General features: G+C 66.5%; 19 protein-coding genes, 2 tRNA genes and 3 pseudogenes. 11 read left to right on the top strand and 13 right to left on the bottom strand.

Features of this window, described 5'->3' with window-relative positions; translation table 11 throughout:
• The first annotated feature begins 7 nt into the window (after positions 1-7).
• Together PIB19_RS05280 and PIB19_RS05275 are read left to right on the top strand one after the other, a co-directional pair.
• Positions 8-1,585 carry a sensor histidine kinase gene (locus tag PIB19_RS05280; RefSeq protein ID WP_271239960.1) on the top strand — a complete coding sequence of 526 codons (1,578 nt, stop codon included), beginning with the start codon at positions 8-10 and terminating at the stop codon, positions 1,583-1,585.
• Complete coding sequence (locus tag PIB19_RS05275) at positions 1,560-1,733, top strand: hypothetical protein (protein ID WP_271239959.1); 174 nt, start codon at positions 1,560-1,562, stop codon at positions 1,731-1,733. Before PIB19_RS05280 ends, PIB19_RS05275 begins: the two co-directional genes overlap by 26 nt.
• Positions 1,734-2,115: 382 nt before the next feature.
• Here PIB19_RS05275 and PIB19_RS22805 read toward each other — a convergent pair whose 3' ends face one another.
• Positions 2,116-2,463, bottom strand: coding sequence for a hypothetical protein (locus PIB19_RS22805; RefSeq protein ID WP_336297259.1), 348 nt, complete (start codon positions 2,461-2,463; stop codon positions 2,116-2,118).
• A gap of 73 nt (positions 2,464-2,536) precedes the next feature.
• Here PIB19_RS22805 and PIB19_RS22800 point away from each other — a divergent pair, with 73 nt between their 5' ends.
• The 3 genes from PIB19_RS22800 to PIB19_RS05260 all read left to right on the top strand — a co-directional run bounded on the left by PIB19_RS22800 (position 2,537) and on the right by PIB19_RS05260 (position 3,006).
• Positions 2,537-2,797, top strand: coding sequence for a hypothetical protein (locus PIB19_RS22800; protein WP_336297258.1), 261 nt, complete (start codon positions 2,537-2,539; stop codon positions 2,795-2,797).
• Positions 2,788-2,863, top strand: a tRNA-Ile gene (locus PIB19_RS05265). The genes PIB19_RS22800 and PIB19_RS05265 overlap by 10 nt, the downstream gene beginning before the upstream one ends.
• A gap of 66 nt (positions 2,864-2,929) precedes the next feature.
• Positions 2,930-3,006 (top strand) — tRNA-Pro (locus PIB19_RS05260).
• A gap of 148 nt (positions 3,007-3,154) precedes the next feature.
• Here PIB19_RS05260 and PIB19_RS05255 read toward each other — a convergent pair.
• The 12 genes and pseudogenes from PIB19_RS05255 to PIB19_RS05200 form a co-directional block, all read right to left on the bottom strand.
• Complete coding sequence (locus PIB19_RS05255) at positions 3,155-3,826, bottom strand: hypothetical protein (protein WP_336297257.1); 672 nt, start codon at positions 3,824-3,826, stop codon at positions 3,155-3,157.
• A complete protein-coding gene (locus PIB19_RS05250) occupies positions 3,823-4,809 on the bottom strand; it encodes a sterol desaturase family protein (protein WP_271239958.1) in 987 nt (328 codons plus the stop codon). The genes PIB19_RS05255 and PIB19_RS05250 overlap by 4 nt, the downstream gene beginning before the upstream one ends.
• Before the next feature lie 28 nt (positions 4,810-4,837).
• Positions 4,838-5,887, bottom strand: coding sequence for a biotin synthase BioB (gene bioB, locus PIB19_RS05245; RefSeq protein ID WP_271239957.1), 1,050 nt, complete (start codon positions 5,885-5,887; stop codon positions 4,838-4,840).
• A 1-nt stretch (position 5,888) separates the two neighbouring features.
• The gene (locus tag PIB19_RS05240) at positions 5,889-6,164 is read right to left on the bottom strand and encodes a 2Fe-2S iron-sulfur cluster-binding protein (protein WP_443018735.1); all 276 of its coding nucleotides are present in this window, start codon (positions 6,162-6,164) and stop codon (positions 5,889-5,891) included.
• A 142-nt stretch (positions 6,165-6,306) separates the two neighbouring features.
• Positions 6,307-8,055: an allophanate hydrolase gene (gene atzF, locus PIB19_RS05235; RefSeq protein WP_271239955.1), complete on the bottom strand. Its 1,749-nt coding sequence runs from the start codon at positions 8,053-8,055 to the stop codon at positions 6,307-6,309.
• Positions 8,052-11,650 (bottom strand): annotated as a pseudogene (gene uca / locus PIB19_RS05230) (urea carboxylase). The gene atzF and the pseudogene uca overlap by 4 nt, the downstream one beginning before the upstream one ends.
• A complete protein-coding gene (locus PIB19_RS05225; RefSeq protein WP_271239954.1) occupies positions 11,647-12,282 on the bottom strand; it encodes an urea amidolyase associated protein UAAP2 in 636 nt (211 codons plus the stop codon). The pseudogene uca and the gene PIB19_RS05225 overlap by 4 nt, the downstream one beginning before the upstream one ends.
• A complete protein-coding gene (locus tag PIB19_RS05220) occupies positions 12,282-13,103 on the bottom strand; it encodes an urea amidolyase associated protein UAAP1 (protein WP_271239953.1) in 822 nt (273 codons plus the stop codon). The genes PIB19_RS05225 and PIB19_RS05220 overlap by 1 nt, the downstream gene beginning before the upstream one ends.
• Positions 13,100-13,543: a CopG family ribbon-helix-helix protein gene (locus tag PIB19_RS05215; protein ID WP_271239952.1), complete on the bottom strand. Its 444-nt coding sequence runs from the start codon at positions 13,541-13,543 to the stop codon at positions 13,100-13,102. The genes PIB19_RS05220 and PIB19_RS05215 overlap by 4 nt, the downstream gene beginning before the upstream one ends.
• A gap of 43 nt (positions 13,544-13,586) precedes the next feature.
• Positions 13,587-14,385, bottom strand: a pseudogene (locus PIB19_RS05210) (ATP-binding cassette domain-containing protein).
• Positions 14,382-15,196 (bottom strand): annotated as a pseudogene (locus tag PIB19_RS05205) (ABC transporter permease). Before PIB19_RS05205 ends, PIB19_RS05210 begins: the two co-directional pseudogenes overlap by 4 nt.
• Before the next feature lie 10 nt (positions 15,197-15,206).
• Positions 15,207-16,292, bottom strand: a complete 1,086-nt coding sequence (locus PIB19_RS05200) for a putative urea ABC transporter substrate-binding protein (protein ID WP_271239951.1) — start codon at positions 16,290-16,292, stop codon at positions 15,207-15,209.
• Positions 16,293-16,519: 227 nt separating this feature from the next.
• On the opposite strand from PIB19_RS05200, the gene PIB19_RS05195 reads away from it, so the two are divergent.
• From PIB19_RS05195 to PIB19_RS05170, 6 genes are all read left to right on the top strand, one after another.
• Positions 16,520-18,079: an ATP-binding response regulator gene (locus PIB19_RS05195; RefSeq protein WP_271239950.1), complete on the top strand. Its 1,560-nt coding sequence runs from the start codon at positions 16,520-16,522 to the stop codon at positions 18,077-18,079.
• Complete coding sequence (locus PIB19_RS05190) at positions 18,069-18,995, top strand: response regulator transcription factor (protein ID WP_271239949.1); 927 nt, start codon at positions 18,069-18,071, stop codon at positions 18,993-18,995. Before PIB19_RS05195 ends, PIB19_RS05190 begins: the two co-directional genes overlap by 11 nt.
• A gap of 102 nt (positions 18,996-19,097) precedes the next feature.
• On the top strand, positions 19,098-19,637 hold the full coding sequence (locus PIB19_RS05185) for a tetratricopeptide repeat protein (protein ID WP_443018702.1): 540 nt from the start codon (positions 19,098-19,100) through the stop codon (positions 19,635-19,637).
• Positions 19,631-19,846 carry a hypothetical protein gene (locus PIB19_RS05180; RefSeq protein ID WP_271239947.1) on the top strand — a complete coding sequence of 72 codons (216 nt, stop codon included), beginning with the start codon at positions 19,631-19,633 and terminating at the stop codon, positions 19,844-19,846. Before PIB19_RS05185 ends, PIB19_RS05180 begins: the two co-directional genes overlap by 7 nt.
• Entirely contained in the window at positions 19,786-20,424 is a 639-nt protein-coding gene (locus PIB19_RS05175) for a sulfotransferase family protein (protein ID WP_271239946.1), read from the top strand. Before PIB19_RS05180 ends, PIB19_RS05175 begins: the two co-directional genes overlap by 61 nt.
• Positions 20,421-20,579 carry a hypothetical protein gene (locus PIB19_RS05170; RefSeq protein WP_271239945.1) on the top strand — a complete coding sequence of 53 codons (159 nt, stop codon included), beginning with the start codon at positions 20,421-20,423 and terminating at the stop codon, positions 20,577-20,579. Before PIB19_RS05175 ends, PIB19_RS05170 begins: the two co-directional genes overlap by 4 nt.
• Positions 20,580-20,624 lie beyond the last annotated feature (45 nt).

Below are 20,624 nucleotides of genomic sequence, written 5' to 3'. Positions count from 1 at the left end.
CAAGCGCGTGCGCTTCGACGACACTCTCGAGACCGTGCTCGCGGCGGATCTGGGCACGCCTTACGGCGTCCAGTCGGCATGGCGTCAGCTGGTCGACCTGATCGGTCGCCGCCGCGTGCCACCCGCCACGCGCGCGATGGCGACGCTGCGCGCGATCAGGAGCGAAGTACCCCGGCAGGTGCGGATCGCCAGCGCCCGCGCGCTCGAATTTTCCAATCCGCCGGCGCCTTTGGTCCGGCTGTTCGCACGCGACGACCTGCCGATCGCGATTCCCGTGCTGCGCAGCGCCCGGCTCTCGGCGTCCGAGTGGATCCAGTTGCTCCCCGATCTCGCCCCCGGCGCACGCGGGGTCCTGCGCAATCGCCGCGACCTCCCGCCCGCGGTCCAGCGCGCGCTCGAAAGCTTCGGATCGGTCGATTTCGTGCTGCCGGACAGCGGCGAGGCCTCGGAAACCGGTGTCGAGCACGCCCGCGCAACGGAAGTTGTGGATAGTTCTGCCGGATCGATTGCGGACGCGGAGCCGGACGCGCAGAACCTCATTATGGACCACAGCGAGAGGATCTCGGCCGCGGCGTCTCGTGAGGCGCTGGCACGCTCGGTCGCGCAACCCGCGCAGGTCGAGGACGAGGGTCCGTTCGAAATCGCCGAAGTCGTGGCGCGAATCGACGCGTTCTGGCGCAATCGCGAGGAAGCCGGGGCCGTGCCGACGCCGGCACCGCCGGTCGTCGAGCAGTTCCGCTTCGAAACCGACGAGAAGGGCGTGGTCCGCTGGGTCGACGGCGTCAGCCGCGCGGCGGTGATCGGCCTCTCGATCGATCTGCCGGGAAGCGACGGCTCGCAGGTCGACGGGATCGCCGCCGGGGCCTTCCGCCGCCGCGCCGGCTTCTCGACCGCGCGGATGCAGATCGAGGGCAATTCGGACGCGGCCGGCGACTGGCTGATCTCCGCGATCCCGGTGTTCGATCCCGCCAACGGCCGCTTCACCGGCTATCGCGGCACTGCGCGGCGCCCGCGCAATGACGAGCGTGCCGAGCCCGTGCGTGTGCCGGTCGGCTCGCCCGCCGAATCGCTGCGGCAGCTGGTCCATGAATTGCGCACCCCGATCAACGCCATCGCCGGTTTCGCCGAGATGATCGAGACGCAGATGCTCGGGCCCGTTTCCGAGGTTTATCGCGGTCGCGCCGACGTCATCCGCAGCCAGGCACGTGAACTGCTTGGCGCGATCGACGATCTCGATCTCGCCGCGCGGATCGACAGCGCCGCGCTGGCGCTCGTGCCCGGCCGGGTGGCGCTGCGCCCCGTGCTCGCGACGATTGCCGACGATCTCGCGCCGCTCCTCGAACTGCGCGGTTCGTTGATCGCCTTGCCGGTCGAGGACCTCATCGTCACCGGCGATCGCCGCGCGATCGAGCGGCTGCTCGCGCGGCTGATGGCCACGCTGGTCTCGGCCAGCGGCCCGGGCGAGCGGATCGGCGTCAACATGGCGCTGGAGAGCGACCAAAAGGTCGCGGTGGCGATCGATCGGCCCCGCGCGCTCGCCGATTATCCCGGCGATTCTGGTGCTCGGCATCGACGACGAGCGTGAGGATGCGACTTTGCTCGGCACCGGCTTCGCGCTGCGCCTCGCCCGCAATCTCGCGCGCGAGCTCGGCGGCAGCCTCGTGATCGAGCCGTCGATCTTGACTTTGCGGCTTCCCGCAGCCGTAAACAGCCAGGTGGGCCAGGCGATCTGAACTGACGGTGGGGGACCGCCATTCCGGCACGGGCTATCGCCCGCCGGCGCCGCCGCGCGCCGCGATGGTGCAATGGCCCGAAAGCTTCGGTACCCGCTTTGCGGTTTTCGTCGATACCGAGGAAGAGTTCGACTGGAGCGCCTCGTTCAGCCGGGAAGCGCGCGGCACCGGCCACATGGCCGCCATGCCTCAGGCGCATGCCCGCTTCGCCGCGCACGGTGTCCCGCTCACCTGGCTGGTCGATCATCCGATCGCCACCTGTCCACGTTCGGTCGAGATATTGCGCCGGCTGATCGAGGATGGCCGCTCGACAATCGGCACCCAGCTCCATCCCTGGGTGAATCCGCCCTTCGAAGAGGAAGTGAGCGCCTATAACAGCTTCTCAGGTAATCTTCCGGCCGCGCTCGAAGAAGCCAAGCTCGCCTTGCTCACCAACACCATCGCTTCGGTCTTCGGCACGCGCCCGTCGATCTATCGCGCGGGGCGCTACGGCATCGGCCCGGATACCTTCGCCGCGCTCGCCCGGCTCGGCTACCGTGCCGATACTTCGATGCGTTCGGCCTATGACTATCTGCCCGATGGCGGCCCGGATTTCTCCGCGATCCCGAACCACGCCTTCCGCACCGGCCCCGACGGAGCGATCGTCGAATTGCCCCTGACGACGGTCTTCACCGGCGCCATGCGCCGCGGCGGCGCGGGCCTCCACCGCCGGCTTGGCAGCCTGCCGCATGGCCGCGGCATCGCCGCACGCCTCAACCTGCTGTCGCGTGTCGCGCTGACCCCCGAGGATATGCCGCTCGACGATGCGCTCGAAGCAGTACGGGTGGCGGTGGGCGAGGGGCGCGTCTGCTCAACTTCAGCTTCCATTCGCCGTCGGTCGAGCCCGGCCACACCCCTATGTCCGCGATGCGGCGGACCTCGTCGCCTTCCATCGCTGGTGGGACGCAGTCTTCGGGCTGCTCGCCCGGCTGGGCGTCGCGCCGGCATCGCTCGCCGAGTTGCTCGACGCCGCTTGCGGCGCGGCCCCATCCTCCGCTACTGCCGCGGGCGCTGGGGGCCTGTAGCTCAATGGTTAGAGCTGGCCGCTCATAACGGCTAGGTTGCGGGTTCGAGTCCTGCCGGGCCCACCAGCGGCGCCGTAATAGTTCACTCGATGCCTTGTGCCCTGGTTCGCGAAGCTCTAAGCGGCCCGACGTCGGGGAGTGGCGCAGCCTGGTAGCGCATCTGGTTTGGGACCAGAGGGTCGCAGGTTCGAATCCTGTCTCCCCGACCATCATCTCTTTCCCAGGAGGCTCGGGACCTCTTCAAGCGTCCCAAGCGCCCATGCCGGTCGAGGCTGAACCCGTCGAAGAGCGGCTGGGCGATCAACTGGGTCTGTGAGGGTTATGCGCCCAGCAGGCTCTTTCTGAGCAGCGCCTTGATCAGCCTGTCTTCGAGAACTCGTCCGACGACATAGAGAGCGGCGAAGATCGCCGCGAAGACATAAGCGGGCGTAGGCGAGGGACCCTTGCCTTTCTCGTCCTTGCCCTTCTCTTTTTGGGCTTTTCGGGTGCGGGTGCGCCTAGAGCCTTGTCTATCGGGTTCAACGGAATGACTACGTCCTTTTTAGCGGACTTTTCCGATGCTTCGGTTGTCGGCTTTTCGAACTTGTTCAGGGCTATGGTAAGCTGAGCAAAGCCCAGAAACAGCAGCGGCGCCAGAAAGCAGAACATCAATATCCGGCTGCTCAGCCGATAGCGCAGCACGGAGCCGGCTGCGCCTTTTTCGATCTGCAAGACGCCGCTGTCGAAAACGGACATCTTGTCCTGGGCCGCCGGGTCCTTCTTCCGGAAAGTCAGCGTGTCGTTTGTCCGTTCGTGGCTGGTGCCGGTCTGGCGGAACAGAGGGGCAAGCTTGTCAAAGGCATCGTCGCCCGATTGCTCGGGAGCGAGCGCCAAACTGCCCTTGACCTGCCAGATCCAGTCGATGAAACGCAGGCCCACATGATCTCCTTTTGAGCGAGCCTTGCGATGCTGCCTTGGCGGCGAGGCCCAAGCCCGACTGGCCATGGCGGCGCCCGCCTGGACACGACGAATGTCACGCAGGTCGCTCATTCGGCCGGCACCGCAATCCCGACCGGCCGGCCAAAGCGTTCCTTGAGCGTCTTCCAGCCTTCTACGAAGGGATAGACCATCGTCTCGCGGATCGACATGCGGCGACCGCCTTCCATCCCGAGCAGTTCCGCCTCGCCGTCCACGCAGGTGCCGAACATGCGGTCGATGACGATCCAGCTGCCGGCATAATTGCTGCGGCTGGCTTCATAGTCCTGCGAATGGTGCAGGCTGTGATGCTCGGTGGTGTTGAACAGGAAGCGCCACCAGCGCGGCGAGTTGAAGCGGACATTGATGTGCTGGTAGGTGCCGACCGCCAGGCCGATGGAGCCGGCGAGCAGGGCGGCGCGCGGCAGGAAATCGAAGAATCCGCCGATGCCGAGTCCGATCAGGAACAATTCGACCGGATTGCCGACCGCGCCTTTGTTGATGTTCAACTGGGTGATGTAGTGATGCGGCGCGTGGGTCAGCCACAGCGGGTGCCAGTTATGCATGCCGCGATGCATCCAGTACTGGCCGAAATCGAAGGTGAACGAAATCAGGAAGGCCTGCACCAGGAGCGGCAGCCCGATGAACCACGCGAACTTGTCCCAGTCGAAGGAGTGCTGGATGGCTTCAATCATGGCACCGTCGCCAACATAGTTGTCGGCCAGGCGGAGCAGCGTATAGCCGAGCCCGACATAGAACAGGTCGGTGACCAGTTCCTTCCAGGTCAGGCGCCAGCTCGCGTAGCGCGGGTTCACCCATTCGAGCCCCAGCAGCAGCACCTTGAAGCCGATGCCGATACCGATCGCGGTCGATGCCTTGGCGATGGAATTGGGCGCATAGTACCAGAATGCGATCAGCGCGAACAACATGGTGGGCTGGAACCAGGTGAAGATGAACTGCTTCACCGGGCCACCTTCCACCCTGGGGATGTTCTCCCAGCCCACGGTTACCGGCGCCTGTGCTCCGATCACTCTCTTGCCGACGCGAATTCCGTCCATCTTGTCCCCGCGATATCGAGTGTCGGCTCTAGAATATCGGGGACCCCGCAGCGGCGGCATACGTCATCGGACGTATATCGGTCGCTTGTTCGGGCAGGTGACGCAACGGCGTCAGCCCCAGCCGCGCGAACAATGCCGCATCCTTGTCATCGCCGGCGTTGCCGGTGGTGAGCAGCTTGTCGCCGGTGAAGATCGAATTGGCGCCTGCCATGAAGCACAAAGCCTGCGTCGCATCGCTCATGCTCTCGCGTCCCGCCGACAGCCGCACCATCGACTCCGGCATCGTGATCCGCGCCACCGCGATCGTCCGCACGAACTCGATATCGTCGATCTTGGCCAGCGGCGTATCGGCGAGCATGTCGCCGAGCACCGTGCCCTTCACCGGCACCAAAGCATTGACCGGCACGCTCTCGGGGTGCCGCGTCAGCGTGGCGAGCACGTGGACGAAGCCCACGCGATCCGCCCGCGTCTCGCCCATCCCGACGATCCCGCCGCAGCAGACATTGATCCCCGCCTCGCGGACATTCTCCAGCGTGTCGAGCCGATCCTCGAAGCTCCGCGTCGTGATCACCTCGCCATAGCGCTCGGGCGACGTGTCGATATTGTGGTTGTAATAATCGAGCCCGGCATCGCCGAGCATCGCTGCCTGCGCCGGCGTGAGCATGCCCAAAGTCATGCAGGTCTCCATCCCCATCTGGCGGGCACCCCGCACCATCTCGACGATGGCGGGCATGTCGCGGTCCTTGGGGTTGCGCCACGCCGCGCCCATGCAGAAGCGCGAGCTGCCATTGTCCCTCGCCTGCGCCGCCGCCTGGAGCACTGCGCGCACGTCCATCAGCTTGGTCGCCTTGAGCCCAGTTTCGGCATGCACCGACTGGTTGCAATAGCCGCAATCCTCGGGGCAGCCGCCGGTCTTGATCGACAACAAGGTCGACATCTGGACCTGATCCGGCGCGTGATGCGCGCGGTGCACGGTCTGCGCACGGAACATCAGTTCGCCGAACGGCAGGTCGAACAAGGCGGCGATCTCGTCGCGGGTCCAGTCGGTGCGAGTGCCTGCGTCGTGCATCTTGCCCATTTTATTCCTGTGGGGCGATCGTCAGCCGGATGCCGCTCAGCGCCGCCGAGGCCGGAATCTGGCACGACAGGCGTGAACCGGCCGCGCGATGCTCCGAGCCGTCCAGCAAATCGTCTTCGTCCTGCGACATCGCGGGCAGCATCGAGACGAAGGCCGGATCGACATGGACGTGGCAGCTCGCACAGGAGCAGCAGCCGCCGCAAAAGGCCGGAATGTCATCGATTCCGGCCGACCGGATGATCTCCATGAGCGAATTGCCGATCGCGCCCTCGATCATGCGGGTCTCGCCCGCCAGATCCAGGACATGCAGCTGGATCGGTGTTCCCGGGGCGGCTTCGGTCATGCTCGTTTCACTCCGTGCAAAAGCGCGCGCTCCGGCCCGGAGCGCCGCCGGTTGATTTTCGATGCGTCCCGAGCGTCTATCGCTGGAGATAGCGCCGCCATCCGCCCAGCGCGGTGATGTCCTCGGCATTGACGGTCGCGCGCGGCTCCGCGACGAAGCCCTTGACCTGGCTGCCGTCCTCCAGCGTCACAGTGCCGATCGCGAGGGGGCGGGACCTCGGCGACGAAGCTGCCGAACGCCGCCATGTCGAGCTCATAGATTTCGAGCGCGATCGGGGCGCCGTCGCCGCTGTGCACGAGCGCGGGCTTGGGGGCACGCTTTCCGCCATCGCATAGAGACGATAAGCGGGAGCGGTGCGGGCCTCGCCGACGAAGCGCGCGTCGCGGGAGGTCAATTGCCAGTGCAAGGGCATATCTTTCAGATGCGCGCCCACGACGGCCAGCTTCACGGTTTCCATTCGTCCCTCCAGATCGAGCGGCGGCGGAACCACCGGCGCGGGTAAAAGAGTCTTCGCAAGATCAATCAGGCTGCGGTCACTGCCGGCGGGGCCCATCAGCGTGATGCCGAAGCCGACACCGCTGTGATACCGGCCCGTCGGGACCGCGATCGCGGCCATGTCGAGCAGATTGACGAAATTGGTATAGGCACCGAGGCTCGCGTTGAGCGCGATTGGCGCGGCGAGCATCTCGGCCACGCGATAGCTGGTCGGGGCCGTCGGCAAGGCAAGCAGGTCGACCGTCGCCCACATCTCCTCCGCCACTCGGGCGAGGTCGGCAAGCCGATAGCTTGCCGCGAAGGCATCGACTGCACTGTAGGCCTGCCCCTCATCGACGATGCTGCGGACCACCGGATGGATCGCATCCGGATCGTCACGAAGCAGGTCCTGAAGTGCGGCGGTCCGCTCGGCGATCCAGGGGCCGTTGTAGAGCAGCCGGGCTGCTTCGTTGAGCGGCGCCATGTCGATCTCGACCAGCTCGGCATCGAGGCCGGCCAGCGCCGCATCGTAGAGGAAGCCGGACTCGATATCGCCGAACCAGGGGCGCTGATCGATGCGCGGGATGCCGATCCGGCGGCGCGCGCGCGGCACGTCGTCGAACGCGCGCGAGAAGCTGTCCTCGCGATCGAAGCCGGCGACGATGTCGTCGACAAGCCCGGCGTCCTCGACTGTCCCGGCGAAGACCGTGATGCAGTCGAGCGACCGGCAGGCGGGAACGAGTCCCCGGCTGCTCCACCGCCCTCGTGTCGGCTTGAAGCCGATCAGGTGATTGAAGGCTGCAGGAACGCGGCCCGATCCCGCAGTGTCGGTGCCGAGCGCGAAAGCGACCAGCCCGGCTGCCACCGCGACCGCCGAGCCGGAGCTCGATCCGCCGCTCACCCAGGCCCGGTTATAGGCGTTGCGCGGAATGCCGTAGGGGCTGCGGGTGCCGTTGAGGCCGGTGGCGAACTGGTCGAGATTGGTCTTGCCGACGGGAATGGCTCCGGCAGCGACCAGGCGCTCGACCACCGTCGCCGGTCGCGACGGCGCGTAGGAGAAAGCAGGGCAACCGGCGGTCGTATCGAGGCCGACGACGTCGATATTGTCCTTCACCGCGAACGGCACGCCGGCAAGCGGCAGCGCTTCGCCGCCGGCGACCCGTTGGTCGATCGCGGCTGCGGCGGCGCGGAGCGCGGCGGCATCGAAGCGGGATATCCAGACTGCGGACTGGACGGCGTCGTAGCAATCGAGGCGCCGGATGACCTCTTCCATCACGTCGGCGGCGGTGCGGCGCCCCGATCGCACGTCGGCGGCGATGGCTTCGACGGACAGACGATCGAGCGCGGTCATGTGCGGATCAGTGCCAGCATCGGCGCGCCGGGCATGACGCTTTGCCGTTCGGCGACATAGAGGGCCGCCACCGTCCCGGCGGCCGGACTCACGAGCGGAAACTCGGTCTTCATCGCCTCCATCACGGCGATGGTCTCGCCGGCAGCGACAAGGTCGCCGGGTGCTTTCATCAACTTCCAGATACTGCCGCCAAGGGAGCCTCGACCAGCTCGGCACCTTCGGGAAGCACGATGGCATCGGCAGGTTTGTCATCGACCGCTTCGGTCAGGCTCGCGATGCGATCGAACTCGCCACGGCGCTCCCACTCGGCGCGCTCGGCGGCGAAGGCGGCGTTGCGGCGCGCTTCGAACGCCGTGATCGATTCGGCATTCCCGGCGAGGAAGGCGCGATAGTCGGCGAGGCGGAATTCGGTCTCCTCGATCTCGATCGTGCGACGGCCGAGTGGGAAATCACGGCGCCACTCGGTGAGTTCCTCATGGCTGACGGGGAAGAAGCGGATCTGGTCGAAGAAGCGCAGCAACCAGGGCTTGCCTTCGGTGAAGGCACCGCCCTGCCGCCAGGTGTTCCACACCTGGATGGTGCGACCGAACAGCTGATAGCCGCCCGGGCCCTCCATCCCGTAGATGCACATATAGGCGCCGCCGATGCCGACGACGTTGGGTGGGGTCCAGGTGCGCGCCGGGTTGTACTTGGTCGTCACCAGCCGATGCCGCGGATCGATCGGTGTCGCCACCGGCGCCCCCAGATAGACGTCCCCAAGCCCATAAACGAGGTAGCTCGCGTCGAAGACCGTGCGATAGACGTCGTCCGCGCTCTCCAGCCCGTTTGCGCGGCGGATGAACTCGATATTGTCCGGGCACCATGGCGCGTCGTCGCGCACTACGGCCATGTAGCGCTCGATCGTCTGGTGAATGGCGGGATCGTCCCAGCTGAGCGGGAGATGCACGATGCGCGAGGGGATCGCGAAGTCGTCGAGCTCGCCGAGCTGTTGCTCGATGGCCATCAGCCGGTCGAGGAGTTCGTCCTCGCGGATGCGCACGCCGTCGATATGGACCTGGAAGGACCGGATGCCGGGTACGATGTCGAGGATGCCGGGCAGCTCCAGCGCGGCAAGCGCAGTCGTGGCGGCATGGACCCGCAGGCGCAGCTCGAGATCCAGCGTGATGGGGCCATATTCGACGAGCAAATTGCGGTCGCCCTGCCGGCGATACAGGACGCGCGGGCTGCGACCCTGCGGCGCGATCTCAGCCAGGATCGCGTCCGATCCGCCGCCCGCGGTCATCGCAGAGGGGCGGGCGGAGCGGCCCTCGATCCACTCCTCCTCGGCCGCACTCGCCGCATCCGCATCGGTGAGGCTGACGTCTTCGAACCGGATGCTGTCGCCCGGCGCGAGCTGGCCGATTTTCCAGAGATCGGCCGCGATCACCACGAAAGGGCAGACGAACCCGCCGAGCGAGGGGCCGTCGGGACCGAGAATGATCGGCATGTCGCCCGTGAAGTCGAGCGCGCCGATCGCGTAGGGATTGTCGTGGATATTGGAGGGGTGGAGCCCCGCCTCGCCGCCGTCCCGGCGCGCCCAATGGGGTTTCGGCCCGACGAGCCGGACGCCGGTACGGTTGCTGTTATAATGCACGCGCCAGTCGGCCGTCAGGAACGTCTCGATATCCTCGGGAGCGAAGAAATCGGGCGCGCCGTGCGGACCGTAGAGCACGCGGATCGTCCAATCCGGGCCGAAGGCCGGCTGTTCGACCACCCGCGGTCCCGGGATCACCGCGGGCGGGTGCGGCGCCAGGTGAAGCGTGTCCCCCGCGAGCAGCCTGCGGCCGCCATGCCCGCCGAACTCCCCCAGATCGAAGGTGCTGCCGCTGCCGAGATAGGCGGGAATGTCGAGACCGCCAGCGAACAGGATGTAGCCGCGCATGCCGCCGCTGCGGACGCGGCCGAGCGCCAGTAGCTGGCCTTTGTCGACGGTGAAGGCCTGGTTACGCGGTACGGGCTTGCCGTCGAGCGTGGCATCGAACTCGGCGCCGGTCAGGCAGATGCGCGTCGGCGTGTTGAACCGGAGCGTTGGGCCCGTCACCGTGATCTCGAGGCCGGTGGCCGCCGAGTCGTTCCCGAGCAGCGCATTGCCGAGCCGGAAGGCGCGGGCGTCCATCGGTCCGGACGGCGGCACGCCGACATCCCACAGTCCGATCCGCCCCGGAAAATCCTGCACGGTCGTGAGCGTGCCGGCCGCTTGCACGGAGATACTGCGTGGATGATGCTCGACCTGCTCGAGCGAGCGCGTAGAGACGTCGCCCGACACGAAATCGTCGGCGCGCGCCACGTCGCGCAGCCAGCGCAGGTTCGTCTCGATACCGGCCAAGCGCGTCGCGTCGAGCGCCGCCTGCATCGCCGTGACCGCAGTGTCGCGATCCTTCCCGCGCACGATCAGCTTGGCGATCATCGGGTCGTAGAAGGGCGAGACCTTCGCCCCGCTCTCGACCCAGGTCTCGATCCGCGCTTCGTCCGGGAAGGCGACTTCGGTGAGCAAACCAGCGGCGGGCCGGAAGTCGACCGCAGGGTCCTCGGCATAGAGCCGCGCCTGGATCGACCAGCCGCGCGGGGCCGGGACGGGGGCGTCGAGAAAAGCGTAGTCGCCGGCCGCGCCGCGCACCATCCACTCGACCAGGTCGATGTCGGTCACTTCCTCGGTCACGCCATGCTCGACCTGGAGCCGCGTGTTGACCTCGAGGAAGAACCAGTCCTGCCGCTCCGCGTCGTAGAGGAATTCGACGGTGCCAGCCGAGCGATAGCGGGCCGCTGCTCCAAGCCGCACCGCCGCCTCGGTCAGCGCGACGCGGACATGCTCGGGAAGATTGGGGGCAGGGGCCTCCTCGATCACTTTCTGGTTGCGGCGCTGGAGCGAGCAGTCGCGCTCGCCGAGCGCAACGACGCGGCCCGTGCCGTCGCCGAAGATCTGCACTTCGACATGCCGGGCGCGGGGCACGAAGCGTTCGAGGAAGAGGCCGGCGTCGCCGAAATTGCCGGCGCCGAGCCGCGCCACCGCGGCATAGCCCTCGCGCACGGCTGCAGGATCGGCGCATACGCGCATGCCGATTCCGCCGCCGCCGGCGGTCGCCTTGAGCATCACGGGATAGCCGATCCGCGCCGCGGCTTCGATTGCCGCCTCCGCGTCCGCCAGCAGCCCGGTACCCGGCGCCAGCGGCACGCCTTCGGCCTCGGCGAGGGCGCGGGCGCTGTGCTTCAGGCCGAACGCGCGCATATTGTCCGGCTTCGGCCCGATGAAGACGATGCCGGCGGCGGCGCAGGCCTCGGCAAAATCGGCATTCTCGGAGAGGAAGCCGTAGCCGGGATGGATCGCGTCGGCGCCCGTCTCGCGTGCGGCGGCGAGAATGCGCGCAGTGTCGAGATAACTTTCCGCGGCCGGGCCGGGGCCGATCCGCACGGCGATATCGGCTTCGGCGACATGGCGCGAAGCCTCGTCGGCGTCGGAGAAGACGGCGACCGAGCGAATGCCCATGTTGCGCAGCGTGCGGATGATCCGGCAGGCGATCGCCCCGCGATTGGCGATCAGGACTGTCCCGAAGCTCATGCCGTCACGATCATGCGGACCGGAGTGGGATTGAAGCCGTTGCAGGGATTGTTGATCTGCGGGCAGTTCGAGACGACCACGGTCACGTCCATCTCGGCGCGAAGGTCGACCGAAAGGCCGGGTGCGGAGATGCCGTCGACGATGCCGAGAGCACCGTCCGCCTCGACGGGCACGTTCATGAAGAAGTTGACGTTCGAAACCATGTCGCGCTTGCCGCGGCCGTCGCGCAGATTGGCTTCGAGGAAGTTGTCGACGCAGCTGTGCTGCGCCTTGGTGTGATGGCCGTAGCGCAGGCTGTTGGACTCGCACGAGCATGCGCCGCCGATCGTGTCGTGATACTCGACCGATGTGCCGGTGATCGTCATCATCGGCCGCCCCTCGCTGGAAAGCAGTACGCTGCCGGTACGCAGGAAGATGTTGGCCTGCGCCGCGACCGTGTCCTGCGCGCTGTAGCGCTCGGCATCGTCGTCGGTGGCGTAGAGCAGGAAATCGACGGCCTGATTGCCTTCGAGGTCGATGATGCGGAGCGTTTCCCCGGCACGCATGCGGTGCATCCAGGGAGCGCGGGCGGCCACGATTTCGTCGTGGACGAGCTGACCGGCAAGGCCGGCGAAATGCGGATCGTTTTCCATCAGCGGCGATACAGATCTTCGGTGTTGAGGAAGGCACGCCGCCGTTCGGGCGTCGCATTGCGGATCGGGTCGTCCGGGTCGGTGACCGGGCCGCGCCAGGCGGTGGCGCGCAGCGGCATGATGCGCCACGGCCGGCCGTCGAGAACATGCGGGCAGTTGGCGAGGACCAGGATCAGGTCCATCTCGGCGCGCAGGACGAGCGAGCGGCCCGGTGCGAAGGGGCCGAGTTCGGGCACGATTGCGCCGTCGGCGGCGATCCGCACGCCCTTGAACAGATTGATGCAGGGATGGACGTCGCGCCGGCCCAGCCCGTGTTTCGCGGCGCCGAGCAGCAGCCGGTCGCGCGCGTTAGGATGGGCGCCGGAGTTGCGCCCATCGCCATAATAATGCCGGTTCGACGCTTCGGTGGAGGCGCCGCAAAAGGCATCATGGGTGCCGGCATCGTCCTGCTCGATGCTGGCGAGGACACGGCCCATGTCCGAGAGCAGCAGGCTGCCCGCTGATGGGTAGGCGTCCCACTGCACCTTGACGGTATCGGCGATGTTGAGCCGCTCGGTCGGCGTGGCCGCGTTGAACAGCAGCAGCGAGGCGCAGGCATCGCCTTCGAGGTCGATCAGCCGCAGCCGTGTGCCCCGTGCGAGAACCCGGGAGGCATAGCCGCCGCCCGCGATCGTCTCTTCCCAGAGCAGATCGTCGGGCGAAACGCCCGCCGGCAAATCGTCGGCGCGGGGCGGCAGGATCGGCATCGCCTCGACCATGGTGCCCTCCATGGAACGGGCATGCGCGCGGGCGGCATTGGGATCGGCAAGTGCTGCGCTCATGCCGCTCTGTCCCCCGCCTGTGCCGCGCCGCGCTCCTGCTCGTGGAGCGGCGGCAGCAGTGCCGTGGTGGTGAAGAGCCGGAGCTGCTGCACGCCGCGCACCTTGCGCAGTGCATCGCACAGGTCGCGCAGCCGGACCGCCGGACCCTGCACGAGCAGCACCTCGAGCGACTGGTCGTCCTCGAGGAAGACGTGCTGCGAGGAGATCACTTCCTTGAGATATTCGCCCTGGGTCTGCGCGAGCTGGTGGCGCACCCGCCCCATATCGCCGCGATAGACCAACGTGATCGTGCCGGCGAGCATGTCCTCGGGCCGCATGGTGGCGCCGTGCTGGGCAAGCTCGTTGCGGATCAGCTCCGCGATCAGCTGGGAACGCGAGGGCAGGCCGCGCTCCTCCACCATCAGGTCAAGCTGACGGGAGAGCTCGGCAGGCAGGCTCATACTGAGCCGGGCCAGACTGGAGGGAGGGGTGTCGTTCACGGATTTAACCCTCAAAGTTATTACTGATTCTGTCAATCGTAATAATTGACACCGATGCGTCGGGGGCATCCAGCGGCAGTTTGTTCGTGAGCGGGATGTCGTAGACCGCGGTCGCGCCGAAGCGGTGCGGCGCGTGCGGATCGACGCGGCGCTTGTCGAATGCCAGCACGCGCGTGCCGAGTTTGAAGGCTTCGACGATGTCGTGCGTCACCATCAGCACCGTGAGCCCATGTTCCTCCCACAGCCGCAGGATGAGCCGATGCATGTCCTGCCGGATGCCGGGATCGAGCGCGCCGAACGGCTCGTCGAGCAGCAAAGCGCGCGGCCGCGCCATCAGTGCCTGGGCGATCGCGAGGCGTTGCTGCATGCCGCCCGAAAGCTGGGACGGATACAGATCGAGCGAGATCGCCGAGACCCACTTCGATCAGCATCGCCTCGGCTTCCTCGGCTGCGCGGCGCCGGGCCGCGCCGAAGAGGCGCGCGGTGAAGGGCGCCTTCGCGCACTCCTGCCCGAACATCACGTTGCGCAGCGCGGTCAGGTGCGGAAACACCGAATAACGCTGGAAGACCACGCCGCGATCGGGCCCGCATTCGGGCGTGAGAAGCTTGCCGTCGAGCAGGATGTTGCCACGGCTGGGGATTTCCTGACCCAGCGCAAGCCGCAGGAAACTGCTCTTGCCCGAGCCGGACGGGCCGACGATCGAGACGAAGCTGCGCTCGGCAATGCCGAGATTCACGCGCTCGAGCACGATCTTCTCGCCATATTCGAGCCAGACATTGTCGAAGGCGAGGAGGTCGCTCATCGCTGGCCCTGATGTGCCCATGCGAAGGCGCGGCGGCTAAGCTGCAGGAGCAGCACATCCGTTACGATCGCGAGCAGTGAAATCCAGGCGACATAGGGAATGATGACATCCATCGAGAGATAGCGGCGGACGAGGAATATCCGGTATCCAAGCCCGACATCGGACGCGATCGCCTCGGCCGAGATGAGATAGACCCAGGCCGGCCCGAGCGACAGGCGAAGTCCGGCAATCAGCCGCGGGAGCGCCTGCGGGAGGGCGACCCGCAATGCGAGCTGCCAGCTGCTCGCCCCCAGCGTCTGCGCCTTGACCAATTGTTCCTGCGGGAGTGCCGCGACATGCGCGGCGAGGTCGCGGATCAGGAAGGAGCGACGCCGATCACGATCAGCGCGACCTTCGCCGTCTCGCCAAGCCCGAAGGCGATGAAGAGGATCGGCAGGAGCGCGATTGGCGGGATCACCGCAATGGTCGTGACGAATGCCCCGAAGGTCGCGCGCGCCGCCGGCAGGACGCCCAGCACCATGCCGACGAGCAGCGCCGAGAGCGCGCAGATGCCGAGCCCGAGAAAGAGCCGCTCGAGGCTCGCGGCCGTGTCCGCCCAGAAGATGATCCGGCCGCTCAGCGGATCCGCCTCGAAGAGCAGGCCGCGCATCGCGTCAGCCATCGCCGCGGGCGTGGGCAGCACCTTGTCAGAGGCATTGGCTGCGTGGCGGGTCGCCGAAGCGATCAGATACCCGATCAGGGCCACCAGCAGCGGCAACGTGCCGAGCAGGACCGCGGTGCGACGGTTTGGCTTGATGTTCACCCAGCGCATCGTGGTAACCTTAGAGCTTGCCCGCCGCGGCCTGTTCCATGAAGCTCGGGTCGAAGCGCAGCTTCACATTGTTCGGGTTGCCGAGCGTCTTTCCGCCGGGCAGGCTGATGCCGACGGCATCGGCCGATTTGGCGCCGGTGCCGAACAGGCCCTTCGAAAAGCTGAAGTCACGCACCTTGATCATCGTAGTGGCGAGAGCAGGCGATTTGAGCGCGGCCACGGCGTTCTGCGGCGTGGCGTAGAAGTGCGTGGTGGTGAGCTGCGCATCGAATGCCTGCGGGCTCGATCCGGCCATCTTCGCCATCTCGGCACGGGCCGCGGCGCCCGCAGCGTCCTTCCGCTGCATGAGCGTGATCGTCTCATACCATATGCCGGCCAGTGCCTTGCCGAGATTGGGGTTGGCCTTGAGCGTGGCAGTGTCGATCGCGAGCAGGTCGAGGATTTCGGCGGGCACCTGATGCGAATCGAAGACCAGCTTGGCGTTGGGCATCTTGGCGAGCTCGGTGAGCTGCGGATTCCAGGTGACCGCAGCATTTGTGGCGGAATTGGCGAAGGCGCCGACGATGTCGGCGTCTGACGTGTTCACCGTCTTCACGTCGGAAAGCTGGAGCCCGGCGGTGGAGAGGGCGCGTGCCAGCAGATAGTGCGAAACCGATAGTTCGACGAGATAGACGGTACGCCCCTTGATGTCGGCCAGGCTCGATGCGTTCTTCAGGACCACGCCGTCATTGCCGTCCGAATAGTCGCCCAGGATGATCGCACTCGTGTCCTTGCCGCCGGCGGCGGGGATGGTGAGCGCGTCCATATTCGTGACGGTGACGCCGTCGAGCTTGCCGGCGTTGAACTGGTTCACCGACTCGACATAGTCGTTGACCTGCACGAAGTTGATTTTGACGCCGTATTTGTCGGCCCATTTCTTCACGATGCCGGCTTTCTGGGCATAGGGCCACGGCATCCAGCCGGCATAGATCGACCATCCGATCGAGAAATCATGTCGCGGTGCAGCATCTTGTTGTGCACCGCCACCGCATGAGGTGGTGAGAAGCAAGGCTGCGGCTGCAGCCGCCAAACCTGTTTTGGACATCCAGTTTGCCATGGTTCTTCCCTTGCTTCGCGCCGCGCGCCCGAAACGCCCGGAAACCGTGGGATGCACATTGCCGCCGATATTACGTTTGCGCAATCCAGTAATAAAATATATATCGAGTCCATGAGACGTGTCACCTCATTTTATGATGCTGCAATGCGTCATTTGCGCACTATTCGAGATGGCCCGGCGGCTAGGTCGGCGCTCGATCTCCGGCGGCGTCGAGGATAGGCTGCGCGATGGCACATGCGTCCCGATGGATATTGTCAGGTGCGGCGGTCGTCGTCGTCAGTCTGATCGGGGCGCTGTTCATCATGGCGCGCGCCGCGCGCCGGAAAGCGCGGCAGGAAAGCCTGCGCCAGACACAAATCCTGCAGGATGAGATCGCCGCCCATCGGCTGACCCATGGAGAACTCGCCCGCGCGAAGGAGGCGGCGGAGGCTGCCAACGCCGCCAAAACCCGCTACCTTGTCGCGGTGAGTCACGAGATCCGTTCGCCGCTCAATGCCATTTATGGCTATGCCCAGCTTCTCGAGCGCGAAGATGCCATTCCGCCGGTCGAGGCAGGCAGCGTGATCCGGCGCTCCGCGGAGCATCTCACCAACCTCGTCGAAGGTCTGCTGGATATATCGCGGATCGAGAGCGGCGTGCTCAAGCTGCGGCAGGACGTCGTTCGCCTGCCTGCTCTTCTCGATCAGGTCGTCGACATGTTCCGCATGCAGGCGGCGGCCAAGGGCCTCTCGCTCGAATACAAGGTCGAGGGCCGGCTGCCTCCGTTCGTCCGCACCGACGAGAAAAGGCTGCGGCAGGTCCTCATCAATCTGCTGTCCAACGCCATCAAATATACCGACAGGGGCGGCGCGACGCTGACGATCCGGTATCGCAGCCAAATGGCCCAGATCGACATCACCGACACCGGCATCGGAATCGCGCCCGAGGATCTGGAGAGGATCTTCGAGCCGTTCGAGCGCGGCGTTTTGCCCGATTCAGCGATGCAGCCCGGGATCGGCCTCGGCTTGGCCATTACCCGTGTGCTCGCGCGGATACTCGGCGGGGAAGTGACGGTGTCGAGTGAGGTGGGCCGCGGCAGCAGCTTCCGCCTCCAGATGCTGTTGCCCGAACCGATGGTCGCGCCAACCTGGGCGCCGGCTTATGAGCGCGTGACCGGCCATAGCGGGGATCGCAAGACGATCCTCGTCATAGACGACGATCCCTCCCAGCTCATCGTCGTGCAGCGCCTGCTGCTGCCGCTGGACTTCCTCGTTTTCGCGACGACGAGCCCCGCCGAGGGGCTTGCACTCGCCGAGAGTTGCGCTCCCGATCTGGTCTTGCTCGACATCCAGATGCCGGGCTGCACCGGATGGGAAGTTGCTGCGCAGTTGCGCGCGACCCTCGGCCGGTCGCTGCGGATCGTCATGGTTTCCGCCAATGCCCATGAATATCGTGCGGGCGGCGACGGCCAGAGCCACCATGACGCCTTTCTTTCCAAACCCGTCGATCTCGACGCGCTGCTGGATATGGTCGGTCGGCAGCTCGGCCTGGATTGGATCGCCTCCGGTGACGGCGAGGTCGAGCGCGCGGCGGGCCCGTCTTCCGGCTCGCTTCCCCGTGCCGCCGAACCCTATCTCGTGAGCCTGCGGCACCATGTCAAAACCGGCCATGTCCGCGGCATCGAAAAGCTCCTCGCCGAGTTGGAGGCTGAAGTGCCGGACAGTGCCGGGGCGGTTGCCGAGATGCGGCGACACCTGGACGATTTCGATCTGCGCGGGCTTGCCCGGAGGCTCGGCAATGGCGACTAGTCCGGGAAGCGGAACGCGCGCGACGATCCTCGTCGTCGACGATACGCCTGAATCGCTGCGCTTTCTGACCAGCACGCTCGAGCACGCCGGCATGACCGTCTTGATCGCAGTCGACGGGCTCGCCGCGCTCGAGCTGCTCGAGCATGTCACGCCTGATCTGGTGCTGATGGACGCCGTGATGCCGGGCCTGGACGGCTTCAAGACCACGCGCCGGATCAAGTCGGACAGCCGCTTCCACCATTTGCCGGTGATCTTCATGACCGGACTGACCGAGACCGAGCATGTCGTGCACGGGCTGGAAGCGGGCGGAGTCGATTATGTCCACAAGCCGATCGTGGTCGACGAATTGCTGGCGCGCGTATCGGTGCACCTTGCCAATGCCCGCATCGCGCAGGGCAGCCAGCTCGCGCTAGACACCGCCGGCCGGCCGTCCTTCGCGATCGACGAGACCGGCGCGACCATCTGGCTGACGCCCTTGGCGACCGCGACGATCGAGCGGCTGTTCCCCGGCTGGGCGCCGCGCGACGGCCTGCTGCCGGAACAGCTTGCCGCGACGGTCAGGCCCCTGCAGCAACCCGGCGTGCCGCCGGGAGCCCAGGCTTCGTTCAAGATCGATCAGAGTGCCGTGGAATGCACGTTCCTGCGCCAGAGCAGCGCCGACGAGTGGCTGTTCCGGCTGACCGAGCGGCGCGAGGGAGACGCCGAGCGCCTTCTCGCCGAGCGGCATGGCCTCACGTCGCGCGAGGCCGAGGTTCTGGTCTGGATCAGCCGTGGCAAGCAGAATCGCGAGATCAGCGAAATCCTGCACATCAGCCCGCGTACCGTGAACAAGCATCTGGAGCAGGTCTTCGAGAAAATGGGTGTCGAGAATCGGGCCTCTGCCACCGCGATCGCGGTCGCCACGCTCTCGCAATAGGTCATGACAGGAACGCCGCAGAGGGAACCCCTGAGCGCGGCAGGGCGAGCCGTTCTGGAGAGTGGTGATTTTGCCGGGGCACGCCGCCTGGCCGCGGTCCGCATGTCGGAGCCGTCCGGCAAGGCAGAAGCATATTTCCTGCTCGGTATCGCGGATGCCGAGGCCGGCCGGGTACAGGACGGGATCCGCCAGGTCGAACAGGCGGTCGCGATCGCACCGCACGGCGAATATCGCGCGCAGCTCGCGCGGCTCTACACGCTCGTCCGCCGCGACGGCGATGCCGCCGCCACACTCCGCGCGGCCGAGGCCGCGCCGCCCGGGGATGCCCTCGGGCGCGACACGATGGCGTGCGTCTATGCGCGCCTCGGCGATCACCATGCTGCCCTTCCGCATTTCGTCGCCGCGGTCGATCTCGCGCCGGAAAACGACCAGTTTCGCTACAATCATGCGGCGACTTTGAGCTTCCTCGGCCGGACCGAGGAAGCCGAAGTGGTGCTCGAACTGATCCTCGGCCGCGCGCCGAACGACGCGAGGGCCCATCACCTGTTGGCCGGGCTGCGGAAGCAGACCCCGCACGCAACCATGTGGAGCGGCTTCGCTCCGCGCACGACCGCGCCTCGCCGGGGCGTGATCGCTTGCTGACGGGCTATGCGCTGGTGAAGGAACTCGAGGACGTGGGTGATGCGGACGAAGCGTTCGAGCGCCTTGTCGCGATCAACAGCGCGCACCGTGCCACGCTCGCTTATGATTTCGCGCGCGATGCCGCGATCTTCGATGCAGTCGAGGCGGCGTGGCCCGTCGCCGCACGGGCACCGGTCGGGGAGGGGCGACCGAGGCGCCGATCCTCGTGATCGGGATGCCGCGCACCGGCACGACTTTGGTCGACCGCATCCTGGCATCGCACCCCCAAGTCGAGAGTGTCGGCGAGCTTCAGGCGCTGCCGCTCGCGTTGAAGGCCGCGGCGCAGACCCGCAGCCGCAATGTCCTAGATCCCGAGACGATCCTGGCCGCCGCCGGGCGCGATGCGGGCGCGATCGGCCGCAACTATCTGGCGCGCGCGGCCCATCACCGGCGGACCCCGGCGCTGCGCTTCGTCGACAAGTTCCCGGGCAACTTCTTCTATGCGGGGATCGCCGCGCGTGCGCTGCCGAACGCGGCGATCGTCTGTCTGCGGCGGAATCCGATGGATACGATCCTTGCCAATTTCCGCAATTTGTTCGCGATCGGATCGCGTTACTATGACTATAGTTACGATCTTTTCGACATCGCCGCTTATTATGTGCGGTTCGACCGGCTGATGGCGTTCTGGCGCGCGGCGCTGCCGGGTCGCATCCTCGAGCTCAGCTACGAAGAGCTGGTCGAGGATCAGGAAGGGAGACTCGCCGGCTATTGGCCCATTGCGGGCTCGATTGGTCCGAAGAGTGCATGAATTTCCACGCTTATTCCGGTGCCGTGTCGACACCGAGCGCGGCGCAGGTCCGTCGCCCGATCTATCGGGATTCCGTGGCGCGCTGGCGGAAGCATGCTGCCGCGCTGGCGCCGATGCGCACGTGGCTGGAGGCGCAAGGTATCGCCGTCGACTGAGCCGCGCACCGGCGATCGGGCCGGCGCCCGCAATCAGGCGCCGGA

It is taken from the genome of Sphingomonas sp. 7/4-4 (assembly GCF_027941955.1).
Taxonomy (GTDB): domain Bacteria; phylum Pseudomonadota; class Alphaproteobacteria; order Sphingomonadales; family Sphingomonadaceae; genus Sphingomonas.
The sequence above is the reverse complement of the archived record's forward strand: the minus strand, read 5'-3'. Positions and strand labels throughout refer to the sequence as shown.